17 protein-coding genes are annotated in these 15,655 nt (G+C 64.2%); 6 read left to right on the top strand and 11 right to left on the bottom strand.

All coding sequences use genetic code 11. The features are described from left to right. Nucleotides 1-43: 43 nt before the first annotated feature. Both Aple_RS33645 and Aple_RS33640 read right to left on the bottom strand, forming a co-directional pair. A complete protein-coding gene (locus tag Aple_RS33645) occupies nucleotides 44-892 on the bottom strand; it encodes a carbohydrate ABC transporter permease (RefSeq protein ID WP_246264966.1) in 849 nt (282 codons plus the stop codon). Further along, nucleotides 889-1,818, bottom strand: a complete 930-nt coding sequence (locus Aple_RS33640) for a carbohydrate ABC transporter permease (protein WP_155348763.1) — start codon at nucleotides 1,816-1,818, stop codon at nucleotides 889-891. Before Aple_RS33640 ends, Aple_RS33645 begins: the two co-directional genes overlap by 4 nt. A 279-nt stretch (nucleotides 1,819-2,097) precedes the next feature. Here Aple_RS33640 and Aple_RS33635 point away from each other — a divergent pair, with 279 nt between their 5' ends. Further along, nucleotides 2,098-2,904: a DeoR/GlpR family DNA-binding transcription regulator gene (locus Aple_RS33635; protein WP_170321781.1), complete on the top strand. Its 807-nt coding sequence runs from the start codon at nucleotides 2,098-2,100 to the stop codon at nucleotides 2,902-2,904. A gap of 8 nt (nucleotides 2,905-2,912) precedes the next feature. Here Aple_RS33635 and Aple_RS33630 read toward each other — a convergent pair whose 3' ends face one another. From Aple_RS33630 to Aple_RS33605, 6 genes are read right to left on the bottom strand one after another with little or no spacing between them, the layout of a single operon-like run. Beyond that, nucleotides 2,913-3,590, bottom strand: a complete 678-nt coding sequence (locus tag Aple_RS33630; protein WP_155348761.1) for a GntR family transcriptional regulator — start codon at nucleotides 3,588-3,590, stop codon at nucleotides 2,913-2,915. Continuing rightward, entirely contained in the window at nucleotides 3,587-4,360 is a 774-nt protein-coding gene (locus Aple_RS33625) for an enoyl-CoA hydratase/isomerase family protein (RefSeq protein WP_218038623.1), read from the bottom strand. The genes Aple_RS33630 and Aple_RS33625 overlap by 4 nt, the downstream gene beginning before the upstream one ends. Beyond that, the gene (locus Aple_RS33620; protein ID WP_170321780.1) at nucleotides 4,345-4,872 is read right to left on the bottom strand and encodes a VOC family protein; all 528 of its coding nucleotides are present in this window, start codon (nucleotides 4,870-4,872) and stop codon (nucleotides 4,345-4,347) included. Before Aple_RS33620 ends, Aple_RS33625 begins: the two co-directional genes overlap by 16 nt. 16 nt (nucleotides 4,873-4,888) lie before the next feature. After that, the gene (locus tag Aple_RS33615; RefSeq protein ID WP_218038622.1) at nucleotides 4,889-5,725 is read right to left on the bottom strand and encodes a DUF6282 family protein; all 837 of its coding nucleotides are present in this window, start codon (nucleotides 5,723-5,725) and stop codon (nucleotides 4,889-4,891) included. After that, a complete protein-coding gene (locus Aple_RS33610) occupies nucleotides 5,722-7,167 on the bottom strand; it encodes a class I adenylate-forming enzyme family protein (protein ID WP_155348759.1) in 1,446 nt (481 codons plus the stop codon). Before Aple_RS33610 ends, Aple_RS33615 begins: the two co-directional genes overlap by 4 nt. Beyond that, a complete protein-coding gene (locus Aple_RS33605; protein ID WP_155348758.1) occupies nucleotides 7,164-8,318 on the bottom strand; it encodes an acyl-CoA dehydrogenase family protein in 1,155 nt (384 codons plus the stop codon). Before Aple_RS33605 ends, Aple_RS33610 begins: the two co-directional genes overlap by 4 nt. 77 nt (nucleotides 8,319-8,395) lie before the next feature. On the opposite strand from Aple_RS33605, the gene Aple_RS33600 reads away from it, so the two are divergent. Then, nucleotides 8,396-9,328 (top strand): NAD(P)-dependent oxidoreductase, encoded by a 933-nt coding sequence (locus Aple_RS33600; RefSeq protein WP_155348757.1) that lies wholly within the window; start codon nucleotides 8,396-8,398, stop codon nucleotides 9,326-9,328. Nucleotides 9,329-9,426: 98 nt separating this feature from the next. On the opposite strand, the gene Aple_RS33595 is transcribed toward Aple_RS33600, so the two are convergent. The 3 genes from Aple_RS33595 to Aple_RS33585 all read right to left on the bottom strand — a co-directional run bounded on the left by Aple_RS33595 (nucleotide 9,427) and on the right by Aple_RS33585 (nucleotide 12,480). Beyond that, on the bottom strand, nucleotides 9,427-10,491 hold the full coding sequence (locus Aple_RS33595; protein WP_218038621.1) for a small ribosomal subunit Rsm22 family protein: 1,065 nt from the start codon (nucleotides 10,489-10,491) through the stop codon (nucleotides 9,427-9,429). Nucleotides 10,492-10,725: 234 nt separating this feature from the next. Continuing rightward, nucleotides 10,726-11,211 (bottom strand): RloB family protein, encoded by a 486-nt coding sequence (locus Aple_RS33590; RefSeq protein WP_155348756.1) that lies wholly within the window; start codon nucleotides 11,209-11,211, stop codon nucleotides 10,726-10,728. Nucleotides 11,212-11,238: 27 nt separating this feature from the next. Continuing rightward, nucleotides 11,239-12,480: an AAA family ATPase gene (locus Aple_RS33585; protein WP_246264974.1), complete on the bottom strand. Its 1,242-nt coding sequence runs from the start codon at nucleotides 12,478-12,480 to the stop codon at nucleotides 11,239-11,241. 142 nt (nucleotides 12,481-12,622) lie between these two features. Here Aple_RS33585 and Aple_RS33580 point away from each other — a divergent pair, with 142 nt between their 5' ends. Genes Aple_RS33580 through Aple_RS33565 form a run of 4 tightly spaced genes read left to right on the top strand, consistent with a single transcriptional unit; the run spans nucleotide 12,623 to nucleotide 15,537 of the window. Then, complete coding sequence (locus tag Aple_RS33580; RefSeq protein WP_246264965.1) at nucleotides 12,623-13,024, top strand: VOC family protein; 402 nt, start codon at nucleotides 12,623-12,625, stop codon at nucleotides 13,022-13,024. 58 nt (nucleotides 13,025-13,082) lie between these two features. After that, nucleotides 13,083-13,655 (top strand): RNA polymerase sigma factor, encoded by a 573-nt coding sequence (locus Aple_RS33575; RefSeq protein WP_155348754.1) that lies wholly within the window; start codon nucleotides 13,083-13,085, stop codon nucleotides 13,653-13,655. Continuing rightward, nucleotides 13,652-14,263, top strand: a complete 612-nt coding sequence (locus tag Aple_RS33570; RefSeq protein WP_155348753.1) for a hypothetical protein — start codon at nucleotides 13,652-13,654, stop codon at nucleotides 14,261-14,263. The genes Aple_RS33575 and Aple_RS33570 overlap by 4 nt, the downstream gene beginning before the upstream one ends. 59 nt (nucleotides 14,264-14,322) lie before the next feature. Continuing rightward, nucleotides 14,323-15,537 (top strand): ROK family transcriptional regulator, encoded by a 1,215-nt coding sequence (locus tag Aple_RS33565; RefSeq protein ID WP_246264964.1) that lies wholly within the window; start codon nucleotides 14,323-14,325, stop codon nucleotides 15,535-15,537. Nucleotides 15,538-15,655 lie beyond the last annotated feature (118 nt).

Genomic DNA, 15,655 nt, shown 5'->3' with positions numbered 1-15,655 from the left:
TTCCTTTCCTGATGTGATCATCAGCCGGGCGTGCCGGGGGAGGCTAACCTTTGAGTCCGCCCGCGAATCCCTGGATGATGTTTTTCTGCATGGCGAAGTAGACGATGAGCAAGGGGAGAGCGCTCAGAATGAGGCCCGCGAAGACTAGGTTCCATTCGGCGTAGTAGGTGCCGACGAACCCGTACAGGGCGATGGGAACGGTTCCCTCTCCACCGCTGAGGTAGATGAGTGGAGCAAAGAAGTCATTCCATACATGGATGCCGGTGAGGATCACGACCGTTCCGGTAATGGGACGTGACATCGGCAGCACGATGTGCCAGTACTTGCCGAGTTGGCCGCACCCGTCTATCTCGGCCGCCTCTTCGTATTCGCGTTGCATGTTCCGCATGAAAGTCGTGTACATGAACACGGCGAAGGGCAACTGTGCCCCTCCATAGAAGATGATCATTGCTGGCAGCGTCCCGAGGAGACCCAGATCACGGAAGGTCGTGTACAGCGGGACCATGGCCAACTGGAAGGGAATGATCATCCCGAGGATGAAGGCGTAGTAGGTGGCGGACGACCACCTGGACGTCGACCGGGCGAGGGGGTAGGCCGCCAGGGACGCGCAAATGACGACGATGATCGTGCTTGCCGCTGTGACGATGGTGCTGTTGATGAGCGCAGGGCCGAGAAGGGCCTGGTTCCACGCCGCGAAGAAGTTCTCGAGCGTGGGCCGAACGGCTGGCTCGAGCGGGAATGCGGAGCCGCCGGGTGGCTTCAATGAAAGGTTGATGAGGATATAGATCGGGAACATGTAGGCGACAGCTGCGGCCAGGACGGCGATCTGCAGTGTCCACGTACCTGCCGACATGCGCCGACGGTGTGTGGGGACGGTGGTGGCATCGCTCATGCGCTTGTTCTCCTGTTCGCAACCCGCTGCTGGATGATCGCGATCACTGCGACGATGAGCGAGAGCGCGACCGCGAGCGTGACGCCGTAGCTGAACTCGCCGAACGCGAACGAGGTCCGGTAGATCGTCGTGGCGAGCGTGTCGGTGGAGTTCGCCGGGCCACCTTGGGTCAGCACCCAAACCTGATCGAAGAGCTTGAGACTGCCGATGAGGACGAGCAGGGTCGCGACACTGGTCGCCGGACGCAACAGTGGCATCGTGATGTACCACAGGCGCGCCCACGGACCTGCGCCATCGAGGTCGACGGCCTCCCGGATCTCCCGGGGAATGGTTTGCAGGCCGGCAAGGTAGATCGCCATGGTCACCCCGGCTCCCTGCCATACCGCGACGAGAATGATCCAGACGAGCGCGGTCTCCCGCTGACCGAGCCAGGGCTGCGCCACCTGCGACAGGCCAACGGCCTGGAGAATCTGATTGAGAGCCCCGCTGCCGCCCAGGATGTACTTCCAGAGGTACGACGTCACCACCGGCATGACCATGACCGGCGCGAAGAACAGCACGCGGAGGAAGTTCCGCCCTTTGATCGCCGAGTTCAGCGCGAGGGCGAGGAGCAGACCCGTGATGACCTGCAGCACGGTGATGCCGGTGGCGAGCAGCACGGTGTTCATGACTGCCCCGCGCCCGAAGGGATCGGTCACCAGCCGAGCGAAGTTGTCGAGGCCGACAAAGTTGAAGGCCGCGCTCACCCCGTTCCAGTCGGTGAAGGAGTACGCGATGCCCCGGAGGCTGGGAATCACCAGGATGAATACGTAGAGCGCGAGCGCGGGCACCAGGAAGAGCCAGCTAGGGCTCCGGCGAGGCGCCGACCGTTCGTGCCGCGCGGGCACGAAGGACGGTGCCTCTTTCCCCAGGCCCTGCTGTGCCATGCCCGCTCCGATCATCGGACGCCGATGCGGAGGTGCATCTTCGCGCCATCGGCCCCGCCGACTGCCGCAATGCTAGGCACCCCCTGATACATCCGCAAGCATTTGTCTCATATGATCACGAGATGGGCGTTGCGGTCGGGTACGTCGCGAACGTATCATGCGGCTCGGCGTTCGACTTTTGCCAGCAAGAATGATGTTCAATCCAAAATCTCTGTTGATTGAATTCAATTTGCGATGTACATAAATTCATCGAATGTCACACGCAGGAGAGTTGATCGCATGGTTGAGATGTCCGGACCATACGTGGACCAGTCCGCTCGGTTGACCTGGATTCAAGAGCAACTCGTCGAGCATGGGCATGTCACCGTCAGCCACGTGGCACACGCGCTTCGGGTCAGTCGCATGACCGTGCATCGCGACTTCGATGTGCTTCACGAGCGCGGTGTGCTGCGGAAGGTTCGTGGTGGAGCGACCGCCGCCCGTTCCTCGTCGTTTGAGAGCGAGGCCAGCTACCGAGAAGGGGCCGCGCGCATCCAGAAGCACGCCATCGCCAAGGCGGCCGCGGGTCTCGTGGCACCGGGGAATGTCATCCTGCTCGATGAGTCGACCACGGCGCTCGGCCTCGTGCAGCGGCTCAAACCCACGGATGCGGTGACCGTGGTGACCAATTTCCAGCTCGCCATCGACCAGCTCATAGCGAAGCCCGAGATTCGGCTGATCACGGTGGGAGGCGACTACCAGCCCCGCTACCGCGCGACAATGGGAACGTTAGCCGAACGCTTCCTCGCCGATGTCCACGCCGACATCCTTTTCGCCTCGTGCACGGGTCTGCATAACGGAGACCTCTACCATCAGGACCAGCAGATCGTGGCAATCAAGCGTCGCATGCTGGCGAGCGCCACCACCCGCGTGCTTCTGCTCGATAGCAGCAAGCTCGGGCAGGTCGCTCTGTACCGGGTGTGCTCGGTTTCAGAATTCACTCACGTTGTCGTGGATGATGCCGTCTCCGCGCGCGACATCGCGGCGTTGCGAGACGCGGGGCTCACCGTGCACGTGGCGAAGACGGTCATCCCGAACGAATTGTGAGCGCTGGATCAGGAATGCTCCGTGAGATCTCGGCCATGCCGACGGAGCAGCTGCAGCGTTTGCATGACACGGTTCTGGCCGGTGACGCGGTGGTGGTCGATCGTTGCGAGCAAGCCATCGATGTCATGCGTTCGAATCTGCTCGATCATGATGAGATGCTCGTCGAAGATGCGGGGGGCCTGCTCAGGAGCGCTCAGGACCAGGATGTGATACGGCGCGGCACGCGCCCACGCCATCTCGACGAAGCTCGTGACGAGGCTCAATCCGCAGAGGTCGAAGATCTTGAAATGAAATCGTCGGTTCGTCACATTGGCGGCGCCGACATTCCCCGCCGATACATAGGCTGCCATCTCGTCGTTCAGAGTGCGCAGGATGTCGAGGTCGATCTCCTCCACCTCGGGCATCGCGCGGATGAGCTCGGTCTCCAGAGCCTCACGGACGATGTAGGTCTGTTTGAGTTCCGACTCCGTCAGCTTCGTGATGGTGTACCCGGCGTTAGGGGTGTGTTTGACGATGCCCTCGGATTCGAGCATCCGCAACGCTTCACGCACCGGGACACGGCTGACACCGAAATGCTTAGCCAGTGCCTCCTGGCGCACCGGCTCCCCGGGCGCTAGCTCACCATCGAGCAGCATCTCGCGCAACTGTGAACTCAAGGAGGTGGCAACCGACACCACGCTCGTCATACGCTCCGCTTTCCCTTCGCGCGTCGTCGCAACGACCACATCTGAGCGCTGCGCTCGATGTGCCGCGCCGAGTCCCACGGTACTCCAGAGGCTTCCATACGAAAGGACAGGACAAGCTGACGCGCCAGCGCGGGATCCGCCGCTACGCGCGCCGCCAGGCTAAGGGCCTCCTCCTCCAACTGTGCACTGGTCACGCACGACCATGCCAGACCGAGTTCTACCGCCCGTGATCCTCGTACATCCGCTCCGAAAACACCGATTGCGGCAGCGGTGCCGCGTCCAATCTGCCGCTCGAGCAGATGGAGGTGGCCGCCGCCGGGATGGATGCCGATCTCCATGAACCCGGAACGGAACATCGCGTTCGCTGTGACGATGCGGATGTCGGTGGCCAGCGCAAGGTTCATCCCAGCACCGACCGCTGCCCCATCGAGGGCGGCGATGGTCGGAACAGGAAGCTCACCGACGGCTGTGAAGGCATGGTAGATGCGTGAGATGTCGTCCCAGCGGCCCTCCTCTGCCGGATCTTCGCCGGCATGAGCCAGCACGTCACGAACCGCACCCGAGCAGAAACCGGCACCGCTGCCGAAGATCACGGCCGCCCCGCAGGACTCGTCGCGGGCGATGATGCCGCAGGCAGCGACGAGGTCATCTGCCATCTCCGGATCGAGGGCGTTGCGACGTTCCGGCGCATGAAGGCGAATCACCGCGACGGCACCGTGCCGTTCGAGGAGGATACGTCCGGTAGGCATCGCGCTCATGTCGGTGGCCATAGGGTCTTCCTGCCGTCCGTGGTGCGCCAGAGTTCCCCGCCGTCGTCCCGCACCGTCGGCTGCTCACGCGGGGAGACAAACTCGAGCCGAATCCCGTCGAGGTCACGCTTGTCGGTGAACCACAGCAGCGGACGGCCTTCCTCGTCAAGTGACTCGCCGTCGGCACGTATGCCGAGGGCCGAGAGGCGCTCCCGCTCCTCTTCTGAATCCTCGACGCCGAGAAACCCGAAGTGGTGGACACCGCTTTCGGACAGCGTATGCGTTCCCGAGCCAGTGGCCTCCATGAGCTCGATGCGGGGTGGACCTTCCCGGGAGAATGCGATGCGCGCGTCATGAGCGTGCGGCTCAGGGTCAGAGTTGTCGACGTACCGTGATGTTCGGTATCGGGCGATCGGGCTGAAGGTGTAGCCGGTAACCGCCTCCCAGCGTGCGATGGCCGCCTCCAGATCCGGCACGATAAACCCGATATGGTCGATAAGCCGGTAAGGCCGGTGGGGTCGCTCCATGTTCATCGGACCTCCTCGCATGTCATGGCAGAATCAGCTCCCGCCCCTGTGACGTCATGATGGCTCGCGCCGCGCTCGCGCCCGCCCTGGCCTCGAGTTCGGCGAGCCACGGTGGGAGCGCCTCCGACATGTCGGGATGATGCGCGTGCCCGAGATCGCCGCCGAAGATGAGCAGCTCGTGCGGATACTCTTCGAGCAGTCGCAGGCTCGTGTGCTCCGGTGAGCCCAGCAGATCGGGCAGAATGCCGAGCTCCAGCCGGGCATCCAGTTTGCGTAGCTTCTTGGACGCATCCTCGTGCCATCCGAGAAACACCATTTTGGGGTGATTCACCAGCAGCCTCTCCACGCCGCGTCGTCGAGCTTCCGTGAAGAGTTGCACGGTCTCGTCCGCCGAGAGGTGACCGCTCGCGAGCACCATGTTGTAGTGCGCGATCACATCCAGCACGTCCAGCCAGGCCGGGAGGATTCTGCCGTCGACGATCACGTCGACCAGACGGAGTGAGAACCCGCTGTGGACTCGCAGTTCGGTATTGGCGGAGCCGCGTTTATGGGTCGCTGACGAGACCGTGGGCATCCAGACGATGCGGCCCCCCAAGCGCGCGGCGACCTCGGCGGCATCCGCGTTCGCCCCGCCCACTGCGCTGTTGAGTACGATTCCGCCGATTGCGCCGTCACCAGCGGTCATGGCCCGCTCGACGGTGGACCCTTCGTGCGACTTGAGCACGAGGGCTACGAAACCGAGCGAGCGTCCGAGTCTGACCGTTTCGCGATCACCCGCGTGCCGTGGCAGAAGACTCGGTGCGGCGTGCACGTGAAGATCCGTCATGCCGACGGCCCAATCGGGCAGCGTCGTGCTCACAGGGGCACCTCCTCGAGGATGGGCTGCTCGCCGAGGAGTCGCCGCTGGACTTTCCCGGCCGCGGCGTCTCGTGGCAACCGCGCTGTGCGGATGACCGCACGAGGGCGCATGAAGGCGGGCAACTCCGCAGATGCCTGTCTGAGTGCGGCGAGCGGAATCGAGTCCGTCACCACGTACAGGACGACCTCGTCGTCTACCAGCGTCCCCGGCCGCTTCCACAGTGCGAGATCGTCGATCCCGTGCACCCGGCCGATATGGTCCTCGACAAAGTGGATGGGGACGAACTCTCCCTTGACCCGGATGGACTCCGAGGCACGCTCCACGAAGACCAGGTTGCCGTCCTCGTCCCGTCGGCCGAAGTCGCCCGTGGGGAACCATCCGTTGTCGTCGAAGGGGGCCGAGAGTTGTCCGTCTTGCAGGTAACCATCGAACAGGACGCCGGGCCGGGTTGCCCGCACCAGGATCTGGCCGACGCCGTCGAGACGCCACTGGATGTTCTTTCGCGGGGGTCCCCCATGTCGGCTGGCATCCTCGGGAATGTCGTCATCGGCGCGCCATTCCTTCAGATGCGACAGTCCGCCGGCCTCGGTTGAGCCGTACCCCGATACGGCGTGTGGGATACCGAACCGTCGCATGAAGGTCGCGTCCGCGTAGAACATCGTGCGCACCCGCTTCGGGACCTCGCTCTCCGACGCGTCACGGCGATTGAGGATCGCGACGGGCGGGGCATGCAGAACGAGTGCGGTGATCCTCTCTTCTGACACGATCTGCCAGAACATGCTCGCCGAGAACTTGCGTACGGCGAGGACATCAGCACCCGCGGTGAGGGCGCCGAACAGTCCGTAGCCGAGGGGGTTGATATGGAACATGGGCAAGGGCGCAAAGACGCGGTCCTGCGCGGTGAGACTCATCGCTGCGGCGACATCCGCACCGAGGCGAAGAAAGTAAGCATGTGATTGAGCGCAGAACTTCGGACGGCCCGTCGTCCCCGACGTGTGCATGAAAGACACTGTGGCTAGCGGGTCGGATGCCAGGCCGGGCTGAACTTCGACCCCGCCTTTCCCGTTCCGCGCGCCCTCGATCGACATGACGGGCCCAGTCCAGCCGATCTCCGGGGCGAGTTCGGGGGAGCTCAGCAGCACAGTCGGCCGGAAATCCTCGATCATCTCGCTGAGCAAGCCGACGGGGTAGGTGGGGTTGATGAGCGCCACCGGAGTTCCGGCCAGAACGCATGCCATCCAGGTGATGAGATAGTCGGTGCTCGTCTCGCCAACCATGGCGACGAGGCGCCCCGCTTCGGTCAGACGTAGGAGCGCGCTGGCGCGCCCGGCCGCACAACGTATGGCGTCGGCGAGTCGAATGGGGTCGTCATGCGTACCCAAAACAAGATCTGGTCGCTCGACGGCGCGCGAAGTCAGCAGCTGAGCGACGTTCTCGGTCACGCTATTCCCTCGAGGGCGTTGTGCTTGAGCACGCGTGTGGCAATGTAGTTGCGAAGGATTTCCGAGGAGCCGCCCGCGACCTTGAGCACCTTGATGTCGTTGAGTATCGCGGTGTACGGCTGGTCGAAATAGAGCCCGTGACCTCCGACGATGGAGTAGGCCGAGGTGCTGGCAAGCTCGGCCGCGTCGATGGCGAGGCGTTTGGCCAGGCTCGTTTCGAGCGCCACGGATCCCGTGCGCTCATAGGTCAGCACAGCGTTGTCGCGAGCGAGGGAGGCGGCCGCGAGCGCCTGCCAGGCGTCCGCGATCATCCACTGGATGCCTTGGAACGAGGTGACGACGGACTCTCCGACGATGCGCTGTTTGGCGTACTCAACCGCGTGCGCCATCGCGCGTCGGCCGAGACCGATGAGTTCGGAGGCGTTGCCTAGCCGGCTCACGTTGAAAGTCGACAGGAAGGTTTGCAGACCCCCGCCAGGTTCGCCCAGGATTGCCGAGGCCGGAATCCGGACGTCGATGAAGCTCATGTCGGCGGTGGGGACGAGCCGGAGACCAACTGGATCGGTCTGCCGGCGCTCGACCCCCGGAAGCGAGGCGTCTACGAGGAAGCTCGTGAGGCCTTCTTCCGCGATCGCGTAGACGAGCGTCACGTCGGAGTCGGCACCCATGTTCACATGGGTCTTCTGAGCATTGATGATCCAATCGGAGCCCGCACGCGTCGCTGTGGCTTTCATCGTCTTGAACGACGAACCTGCGTTCTTCTCCGAGATGGACTCGGAGAAGATCTTCTCCCCCGAGGAGATCGCCGCAAGCCACTCGTCCTTCTGCTCTGACGTGCCCCAGTCGAGAAGCCAACGCTCGCCCTGAGCGGCGATCTGACCGCTCACCAGGCCGTGCCGGCCGACTTCTTCGGCGATGACGGCGTACTCGGCAATCCCGCCCCCGAGGCCGCCGTATTCCTTCGGTACGAAGGGGGCGAGGTAGCCTCGACGCCCGAACTCGAGGTACAGGTCCCGGGGGAAACGCCCAGCCGCGTTCGCCGCGTCGAGTTCGGCGCGATGTTGGGAGGCGAAGGCGGCGAGCTCACGCTGGCTCTCTTCGGTCCAGCGTGCAAGGTCGGTGGTCTCATCAGTGCTGAGGAGAGGGTACATCGGCCACCCTTCGTTAGTATCTGATGCAATCCTATGGCAGATAGAATACAATCGGCTACAAGATTGAAGGAGATAAGGTGAGCAAGATACCGATCGTCACCCTGCCCGACGCGAGCCTCCTCGCGGACATCTCCATCCCTTCCGGCGTCGAGGCCCGGATATGGGACTGGGAGACGCCCCCCGCATCCTTGGGTGACGATCTGAACCGAGTGCAGATGGTCATCCAGCCGATGATGGGATGGCCCGCCTCCGTCGAGCGACTGGCCGAGTTCCCTTCACTGCGTGTTGTGCAGACGATGTCCGCGGGAGTCAACGCCATCCAGTCCCTCATCCCCGCAGGTGTGTTGCTGCACCGACTCGCCAACGTTCATCACGTCGGCACCTCCGAGGTCGCGATGGCACTGCTGCTGGCCAGCCTGCGTCGGATCGACAAGGCAGTTCTTGATGGGAAGCAGCGGATTTGGGACCCCTACGACGCAGAAGCCCTCGCTGACCAGCGGGTGCTGATCATCGGCACCGGGAACATCGGCGAGGCATTGCGACAGCGCATCGCGGCCTTCGACGCGCCGGTGACGCGGCTGGCTCGAACTGGTCGCGAAGACGAGCATGGTCGCGTCCATGGGCTGGAGGAGCTGCATGCTCTCCTACCCCACCACGACGTGGTGATCATTATCATCCCGCTCAACGCGTCGACCGCGAAGCTCGTGAACGACGACTTCTTCCGTCACATGAAGGTGGGCGCACTTTTCATGAACGTCGCCCGCGGGGGGATCGTCGATACTGACGCACTGGTTGCGCACCTGAAGGCGGGGCGCATCCGCGCAGCCCTGGATGTGGTGGATCCTGAACCCTTGCCCGCCGATCACCCCATCTGGGATTGCCCGAATCTCATCATGACTCCACATGTCGGTGGAATGGTGCCCACCGCTCGTGCGGGCGCGCTACGGGTGTTGGAAAGGCAGATCGCGGCGTTCGCAGCCGGAGAGCCATTGTCGTACCTGGTGTCATGACGGTCGTATGCCGCTGAGGGCAACACCGCTCAGACGAGAGCGACAGCGCGTGTGGCTGGGTGGCCGAGCTGGCATCTACCTGCCTGAGCCCCGGAGGTTCACCGTGCTTGTTCCTCCGCCGTGGCCGGTGGCCATTGGTTTCCCCAGGAGATGTCGCGGGCGTGCTGGTAGAGGTCGCGCTGGCGTTTGGAGACGATGGTGTCGGTCAGGCCGTGTTCGTCTGTGCACAGGCGCATGGAGACCATTCCCTTGCGTTGGGTGGGATGGCGTAGGACTCGGTTGGCAGCCCGGGGCCAGGGGTGGCGGGAGGCGGCGACATAGGAGAACTTCTCGTCTTCGAAGCTGAGGGTGCCTACCTTGATCTGCCGGTGCAGGGCTGTGCGGTTCAGCCGTACCGAGAAATGGCACCAGTCCCGGCCGCGGAGGATCGGGCATGCGCGGTCATGCGGGCACGGAGCCACCACCGACAGGCCATGATTTATCAGCACATCGCGGGCAGCGAGGATCCTGCCGTATCCCGCCGGAGTGCCAGGCTCGATCAACACGACCATCTCGGCGTCCGCGGCCAGCGACACGACGACGCTCTCCTGCACAGTGGAGGGCAACTCACCCAGCACGTACGACATGGTGACCAGATCTGCCGCAGGTTTATCCACAGCCTTGTGGATAACTCCGCGCTTCCACTGACCGCGACGCACAGCCGAACTTTCCGACCGTTTCGCCAGCCACTCACCCATGGCGATCGCCTTAGGCGACTGCTCCAGAACCGTCACCTTCTCTAGCGACTCCCAGACACGCGCCGCCGCCCACACCGAGGCCCCGGTCCCACCACCAACATCCACATGGCTACGCGGCAAGAAGCCCGGCGCCAACTCCGCCGTATGACGCAAAGCCGCCGACACCGCCGCGAACGTAGCAGGCATCCGATACCCGGCATACGCCGCAACATCGATCTCCGAGTCGAGGATGACATCAGCGGGAGCAACCCCATCCCGATACTGCCGCATCAGATCCTGCACGGATCGTGCCATATCAGCGGGAGCGAATCTCCTGAGCGCGGCATCGAGCGCGTCGTCGAGATCGCCCGGCAAACTAGCCGTGACGGCCATAACGTAGTGCTCCAAGTTCCAGTCCATCAGCACCTGGCACCCGCCGTCGGCCATGCGCCAATTAAGTGTAGTGCTGAACCGGCACCGGTCCGAGAAGCTCCGTTGCCGGATCGGCTGTTCACCAAGATACGATCCCGAGCTCCGCCAGGAACTCCCACACCTCGGTGGACGGGATGCGGTCGAGCGCCCGGCAGTCTTTCGCGTGGCCACTCTTGGCTGTGCATATCAAACTCGGACAGTTGGCGATCAGCGTCTTCGCCCGCCTGGCGGCTACCGCCTCTTGCCCATTCAGTGCCCGCTGGTGAGGTGTTGCAAGGCTCTTGCCGAAGTCGCGGAACGCTTGGTGAGCCGCGCGCAGCTTATCCTGGACGTTTTCGACGTTTGGCCACCAGAAACGCCAGACACAAAGTGCAGCAGGAGCCAAAGTTCGAAACACGGGTTGGAGAAGGCGGTTCGCACACCAGCGGATTCCGCTCGCCCGTACGACTCCTCAAGACGACTATGTTCGTCTCTGTCAAAGAACGCCCATACCTGCTCGCGCCGTGGATCGTCGAGTTCGTCGAGCTCCGCAATCGCACGGTTCACCACATCGTGCGGCTTCAGCCCATTGCGCTCCCAGACGATCTTGATCTCAAACGTACGTGGATCGCCGGCGAACCTGTCCACCAGGTATTCCAGGTAGTCGCGCTCGGTGTTCTCGCCCTCGACAACTGCATAGATCACCCGACGTTGACCGGCCCTCGGAGACAGCACGGGGAATTCGCGCTGCGCCACTCGGTGGGCCTTTTCTCCTGACTTTGCTCACAGGTTGGCTCCAGGAGACCGCTTCTCGATCTCCACCGCTATACCGCCGAGCCCGATGCGGGGCACTCCGCCGTACCTGCCTCGTAGGTAGCCACGTTCCAGGCTCTCGTCGGCGCGTACACCGACGTCGGTGAGTGGGTAGAGCTCGGACTCACCGGATTTGCGTTTTTCGGTAATCCACACATGTTCACGGTCGAGTGGGCGCTCGACATGGGCTTTGCTCAGCAGTGTCGCGTCATGGCCGGTGAATATGAGCTGCGCCCCTCGTGGATTGGCGACCGGGTCCTCGAAGAGGCGGATCACCTCGGCCACCAACACGGGATGCAGGCTGGAGTCCAGTTCGTCGACGAGCAATACGGCGCCATCGTCGAGGGCCTTGAGCAGCGGTCCCAGGAAGGCGAACCAGGCGAGCGTGCCGAATGACTCCTGCTGGCCCAGGTCGAACGGCATCGGGCCGTCCTTGCCGTGATGTGTCAAAGAGACCTCGGGCAGTTCCTCGCCTCGATCCTCGACCACTACACCGGCTACGCCCAGGTCGGCCACCGACAACAATCCTTCGACGCGTTCGCGGAAGGCGGGCTTGAGAAGCTCCCAGCGCGTGTACGCGTCACGTTGGCGCAGATCGTCATCCGGGCTGACCAGCCAAAGATTGGCTTTGAACCAGTCGTGCAACGGCACCAGCTGTTTCATCTGGAAAGATCCGGCGGCGGTGAGGAAGAGAGCGTTGGGCCGGGTGTATTCGATCACGGGCTTTTTGGCGCCCTTGAGGCGATCGCTTGGGAAGCGATACTCCTCCTCGCCCCGCTTCGGCCGCTCGGCGTCTCGATCAAACCAGACCTGCCGCCGACGGCTCCTCTCAGGGAAAACATGCAACCACTCCGTCTCCACTCGCTGATCGGACACCTCGAACCCGTAAACGTAACGGTCGCCTCGAATGACCACGTCGACTTCGAACAGGGACGCTTCCTGGATAGCCTCGCGGTCCAGCACGAAGGGCCGCCTCGGCACGCCCTTGAGCCTTACCCAGTCGGCCACGGAATCGAGAACGGCGTGGCGCATCCAGCGCATCGCCGAAAGCACGTTCGTCTTCCCGGACGCGTTGGCGCCGAAGACCGCGGCCACAGGGGAGACACGCAGGCCATCGAGAGCTCGCGCGGCCCGGTCAGCTCCATCCGGAGCGAGCAGTGACAGCTCGAACTCTCGGCGGAACGACAGAACGTTCGCTGCTCGGAATCCCACCAGCAAGTCGAGCCTCCGTACGGAGATGAGGAATCCTTCCGTATCCTACGCCCTGTTTCGTAGAAAATCCGCGCGAGGAGGCTCAGAATCCGGTCACTGTTCGAGGTCTGGACGTCCATGCGCTCGATTGAAGGTGGCTAGGGTGGCTGCGGTGTTCATTGAATTGCTGGCCATCATCGTTGATGACTATGACCGGGCGATCGAGTTTTTCACCGAGAGCCTGGGGTTTGATCTCGTTGAGGATTCGCCTTCGCTGACCAACGATGGTCGTCCCAAGCGGTGGGTTGTGGTGCGGCCGCCGGGTGGGGGTGCGGGGATTCTGCTGGCTCGTGCGGACGGGGAGCGGCAGGTGCCGGCGATCGGGGATCAGGTCGCCGGGCGGGTTGGGTTCTTTCTGCGGGTGGATGATTTCGACGCCGCCTATGAGCGGATGGTCGCCGCGGGGGTCGAGTTCGTTGCGTCGCCGCGTGCGGAGCCGTACGGGAGGGTTGTCGTGTTCCTCGACATCGCCGGCAATCGGTGGGATCTCCTGGGTCCCGTGTAACGGTCGGGAGGGCTTCGTCCAAGTAGGGGCGTGTTTGGACGAAGTTGTGGAGGGAGCGATGCCGGTGCGCCGAGATCGCATGGGGCTGGCTGACATCGCCCGTGATCCTGAGGCCTTCGAAGGCTTCTACCGGCGGCACTTCGATGCCGTGACGCGTTTTCTGGCCAGGCGTGTTGAGGACCCGCACCTGGTGGCCGATCTCACCGCGAACGTGTTTCTCGCTGTGCTGGATTCGGCCCATACGTATCGGTCCGACCGGGGTAGCGAGATCGCGTGGCTGTTCGGGGTGACGCGGAACACGTTGCTGGCGGAGCAGCGGCGCGCGGCCCGGGAGCTGCGGGCGACCAGCAGGATCGCGGGGCGTCGGCTGCTCGACGGCGACGATGTGGCCCGGCTGGAGGAGCGAATCGACGCGGAGGAACCGGCGCGCCGGGCGCTCGCGGCCATCGCGGGGCTGCCGGAACTGGACAGAGCGCTGCTCGGGCTGGTGGCCGTCGATGGGCTGACCACGGCCGAGGCGGCTGTCGTCCTCGGCATCAGGCAGGGTACGGCCCGGGTTCGGCTGCATCGGGCCAGAAGGTCGATTCAACAACTCCCCGGCGTTATGCCGGTGATGGGAGGGACGAAGTGAACGGCACGTTCGAGGACAAACTTCTCGCGGAGCTGAAGAAGGAAATCCCCGCGGCCCGGCCGATGCGGACGCGCCGGATCGTCGGGTGGGGGCTCGCGGCCGCGGCGGCTGCGGCGGTCGCCGTGCCGATGGTGTCGACGGGGCAGTCGCCGGCGTACGCCCTGGTGGCCTATCCGAACGGGTCGATCAATCTCAAGATCAACGAACTCCGGGACGCCGACCAGGTCGTACGCGATCTGGCGGAGCTGGGGGTGCGTGCCGACATCGTCTACCTGCCGCTGGGCAAACGGTGCGCGGACGGGCGTGCGCCCTTCGTGGCGGGCGATGACACGCCGATCACGCCGGAGATGATGGCCGATGACGACCCCGCCACGCAGCGGAAAATCAGGGAGTGGGCTTCCCACACCGATTCGGCCAGGGCGATTCAGCCGAAAGACGGCATCACCATCAATCCGCAGTTCATCGGGCCGGGGCAGATCGTGATGATCGAGGTCGCGGAGAACGTCGACAAGCCGGCGGGCAGCCCCGGCGTGGTGTGGATGTTCACGGGTCGCCTCACGCCCGGGCCGATCCAGCCCTGCCGGATCGTCGACAATCCGGACGAGTGACAGCGTGAATGGTGTTGTGCTCTTACCAGATTGCAAGATGGTGGGAGTACAACACCCACATGCGGCAGGATCTTGTGATGCTGAAGTCCGGACGGTCCCAGGAGCGGAGCAATCTCGGCGATTTGCTGAGGCATGTGCACCTGGAGGGGTCGCTGTCCCGTTCGGCGCTGGCCGAGCGGATGGGGCTGAACCGGAGCACGATCATGGCGTTGACGGCGGAGCTCACCGGCGCGGGGCTGGTTCGGGAGGAGTTGCCCAGGGAGACCGGGAGGGCCGGGCGGCCGTCGCTTGTGGTTCGGCCGGAGACCGACCGGGTTTATGTGCTGGCCTTTGATGTGCGGGTGGACCGGCTGGTCGCCGCCCGGGTCGGGCTGGGCGGCAAGGTGCTGGACCGGCGGGAGGCGGTGCGCCAGCGGGCGGGGGCCGACCTGGACGACGTCGTCGGGGTGCTCGCGGGGTTCGCGCGTGAGCTGTGCGGGCAGGCGGATTCGGTGTGTGTCGGGATCGGTGCGGCTTACTGCGGCATGATCCGGCCTGGTGATGGCATGGTACGGTTCGGGCCGGATATGGGCTGGGTGGATCAGGCGTTCGGCACCGAACTCGGGCAGCGGCTGGGGCTGGGATTGCCGGTGGCGGTGGGCAACGAAGCTCATCTGGGGGCGCTGGCCGAACACGAACGCGGCGTGGGTGTCGGCTACCAGAATCTGATCTATCTGCACGGGGACGTCGGGGTCGGCGGCGGGATCATCGTCGGCGGCAAGCTGCTCGACGGAGACGGCGGGTACGGCTGCGAGCTCGGCCACATGATCGTGAACCCGTACGACGGGAGGCCGTGCGGCTGCGGCTCGCGAGGGTGCCTGGAGGCCGAGGTGGGGGAGCGGGCGCTGCTGGACGCCGCCGGACGGTCGGCCGAACTGATGGGCCACGACGGCATCCGCGCCGTGGTGGACGCCGCCGAGGAAGGGGACGAAGCGGCCAGGGAGGCGCTGCGCCGGATCGGGGACTGGCTCGGTATCGGAGTGGCGAACCTGATCAACCTCTTCAACCCGGGCATGGTCATCTTTGGCGGGATGTTGCCGGACATCTATCGGGGTTCTGCGGCTCAGGTGCACAGCCGGGTGGCGGCCAACGTGCTGGTCATCTCCCGCGAAGCGGTGCAACTGCGCACGGCGGCTCTCGGCGACGACGCCACCCTGATCGGCGCGGCCGAACTGGCCTTCGCCGAACTCCTCGCCAGCCCGCTGGACGCGCTCGCCCATAGCGCCCTTCGCTAGCTCTATGCTCATGGACAAGGCCCAGAGATGGATTGGTACTTGTCACCTTTTCGGTAGGTAGTTCTCACACGCCGGATCGGCGACCATGAGTCGGCCGATCGGGGGCATTTACTGAGGG

It is taken from the genome of Acrocarpospora pleiomorpha (genome assembly GCF_009687885.1).
GTDB lineage: Bacteria > Actinomycetota > Actinomycetes > Streptosporangiales > Streptosporangiaceae > Acrocarpospora > Acrocarpospora pleiomorpha.
The sequence above is the reverse complement of the archived record's forward strand: the minus strand, read 5'-3'. Positions and strand labels throughout refer to the sequence as shown.

Coding starts and splice junctions, on each gene's coding strand:
- Aple_RS33645 (WP_246264966.1), bottom strand. CDS start 892: ATGAGCGATGCCACCACCGTCCCCACACACCGTCGGCGCATGTCGGCA.
- Aple_RS33640 (WP_155348763.1), bottom strand. CDS start 1,818: ATGGCACAGCAGGGCCTGGGGAAAGAGGCACCGTCCTTCGTGCCCGCG.
- Aple_RS33635 (WP_170321781.1), top strand. CDS start 2,098: ATGGTTGAGATGTCCGGACCATACGTGGACCAGTCCGCTCGGTTGACC.
- Aple_RS33630 (WP_155348761.1), bottom strand. CDS start 3,590: ATGACGAGCGTGGTGTCGGTTGCCACCTCCTTGAGTTCACAGTTGCGC.
- Aple_RS33625 (WP_218038623.1), bottom strand. CDS start 4,360: ATGGCCACCGACATGAGCGCGATGCCTACCGGACGTATCCTCCTCGAA.
- Aple_RS33620 (WP_170321780.1), bottom strand. CDS start 4,872: ATGAACATGGAGCGACCCCACCGGCCTTACCGGCTTATCGACCATATC.
- Aple_RS33605 (WP_155348758.1), bottom strand. CDS start 8,318: ATGTACCCTCTCCTCAGCACTGATGAGACCACCGACCTTGCACGCTGG.
- Aple_RS33595 (WP_218038621.1), bottom strand. CDS start 10,491: ATGGCCGACGGCGGGTGCCAGGTGCTGATGGACTGGAACTTGGAGCAC.
- Aple_RS33575 (WP_155348754.1), top strand. CDS start 13,083: ATGCCGGTGCGCCGAGATCGCATGGGGCTGGCTGACATCGCCCGTGAT.
- Aple_RS33565 (WP_246264964.1), top strand. CDS start 14,323: ATGCGGCAGGATCTTGTGATGCTGAAGTCCGGACGGTCCCAGGAGCGG.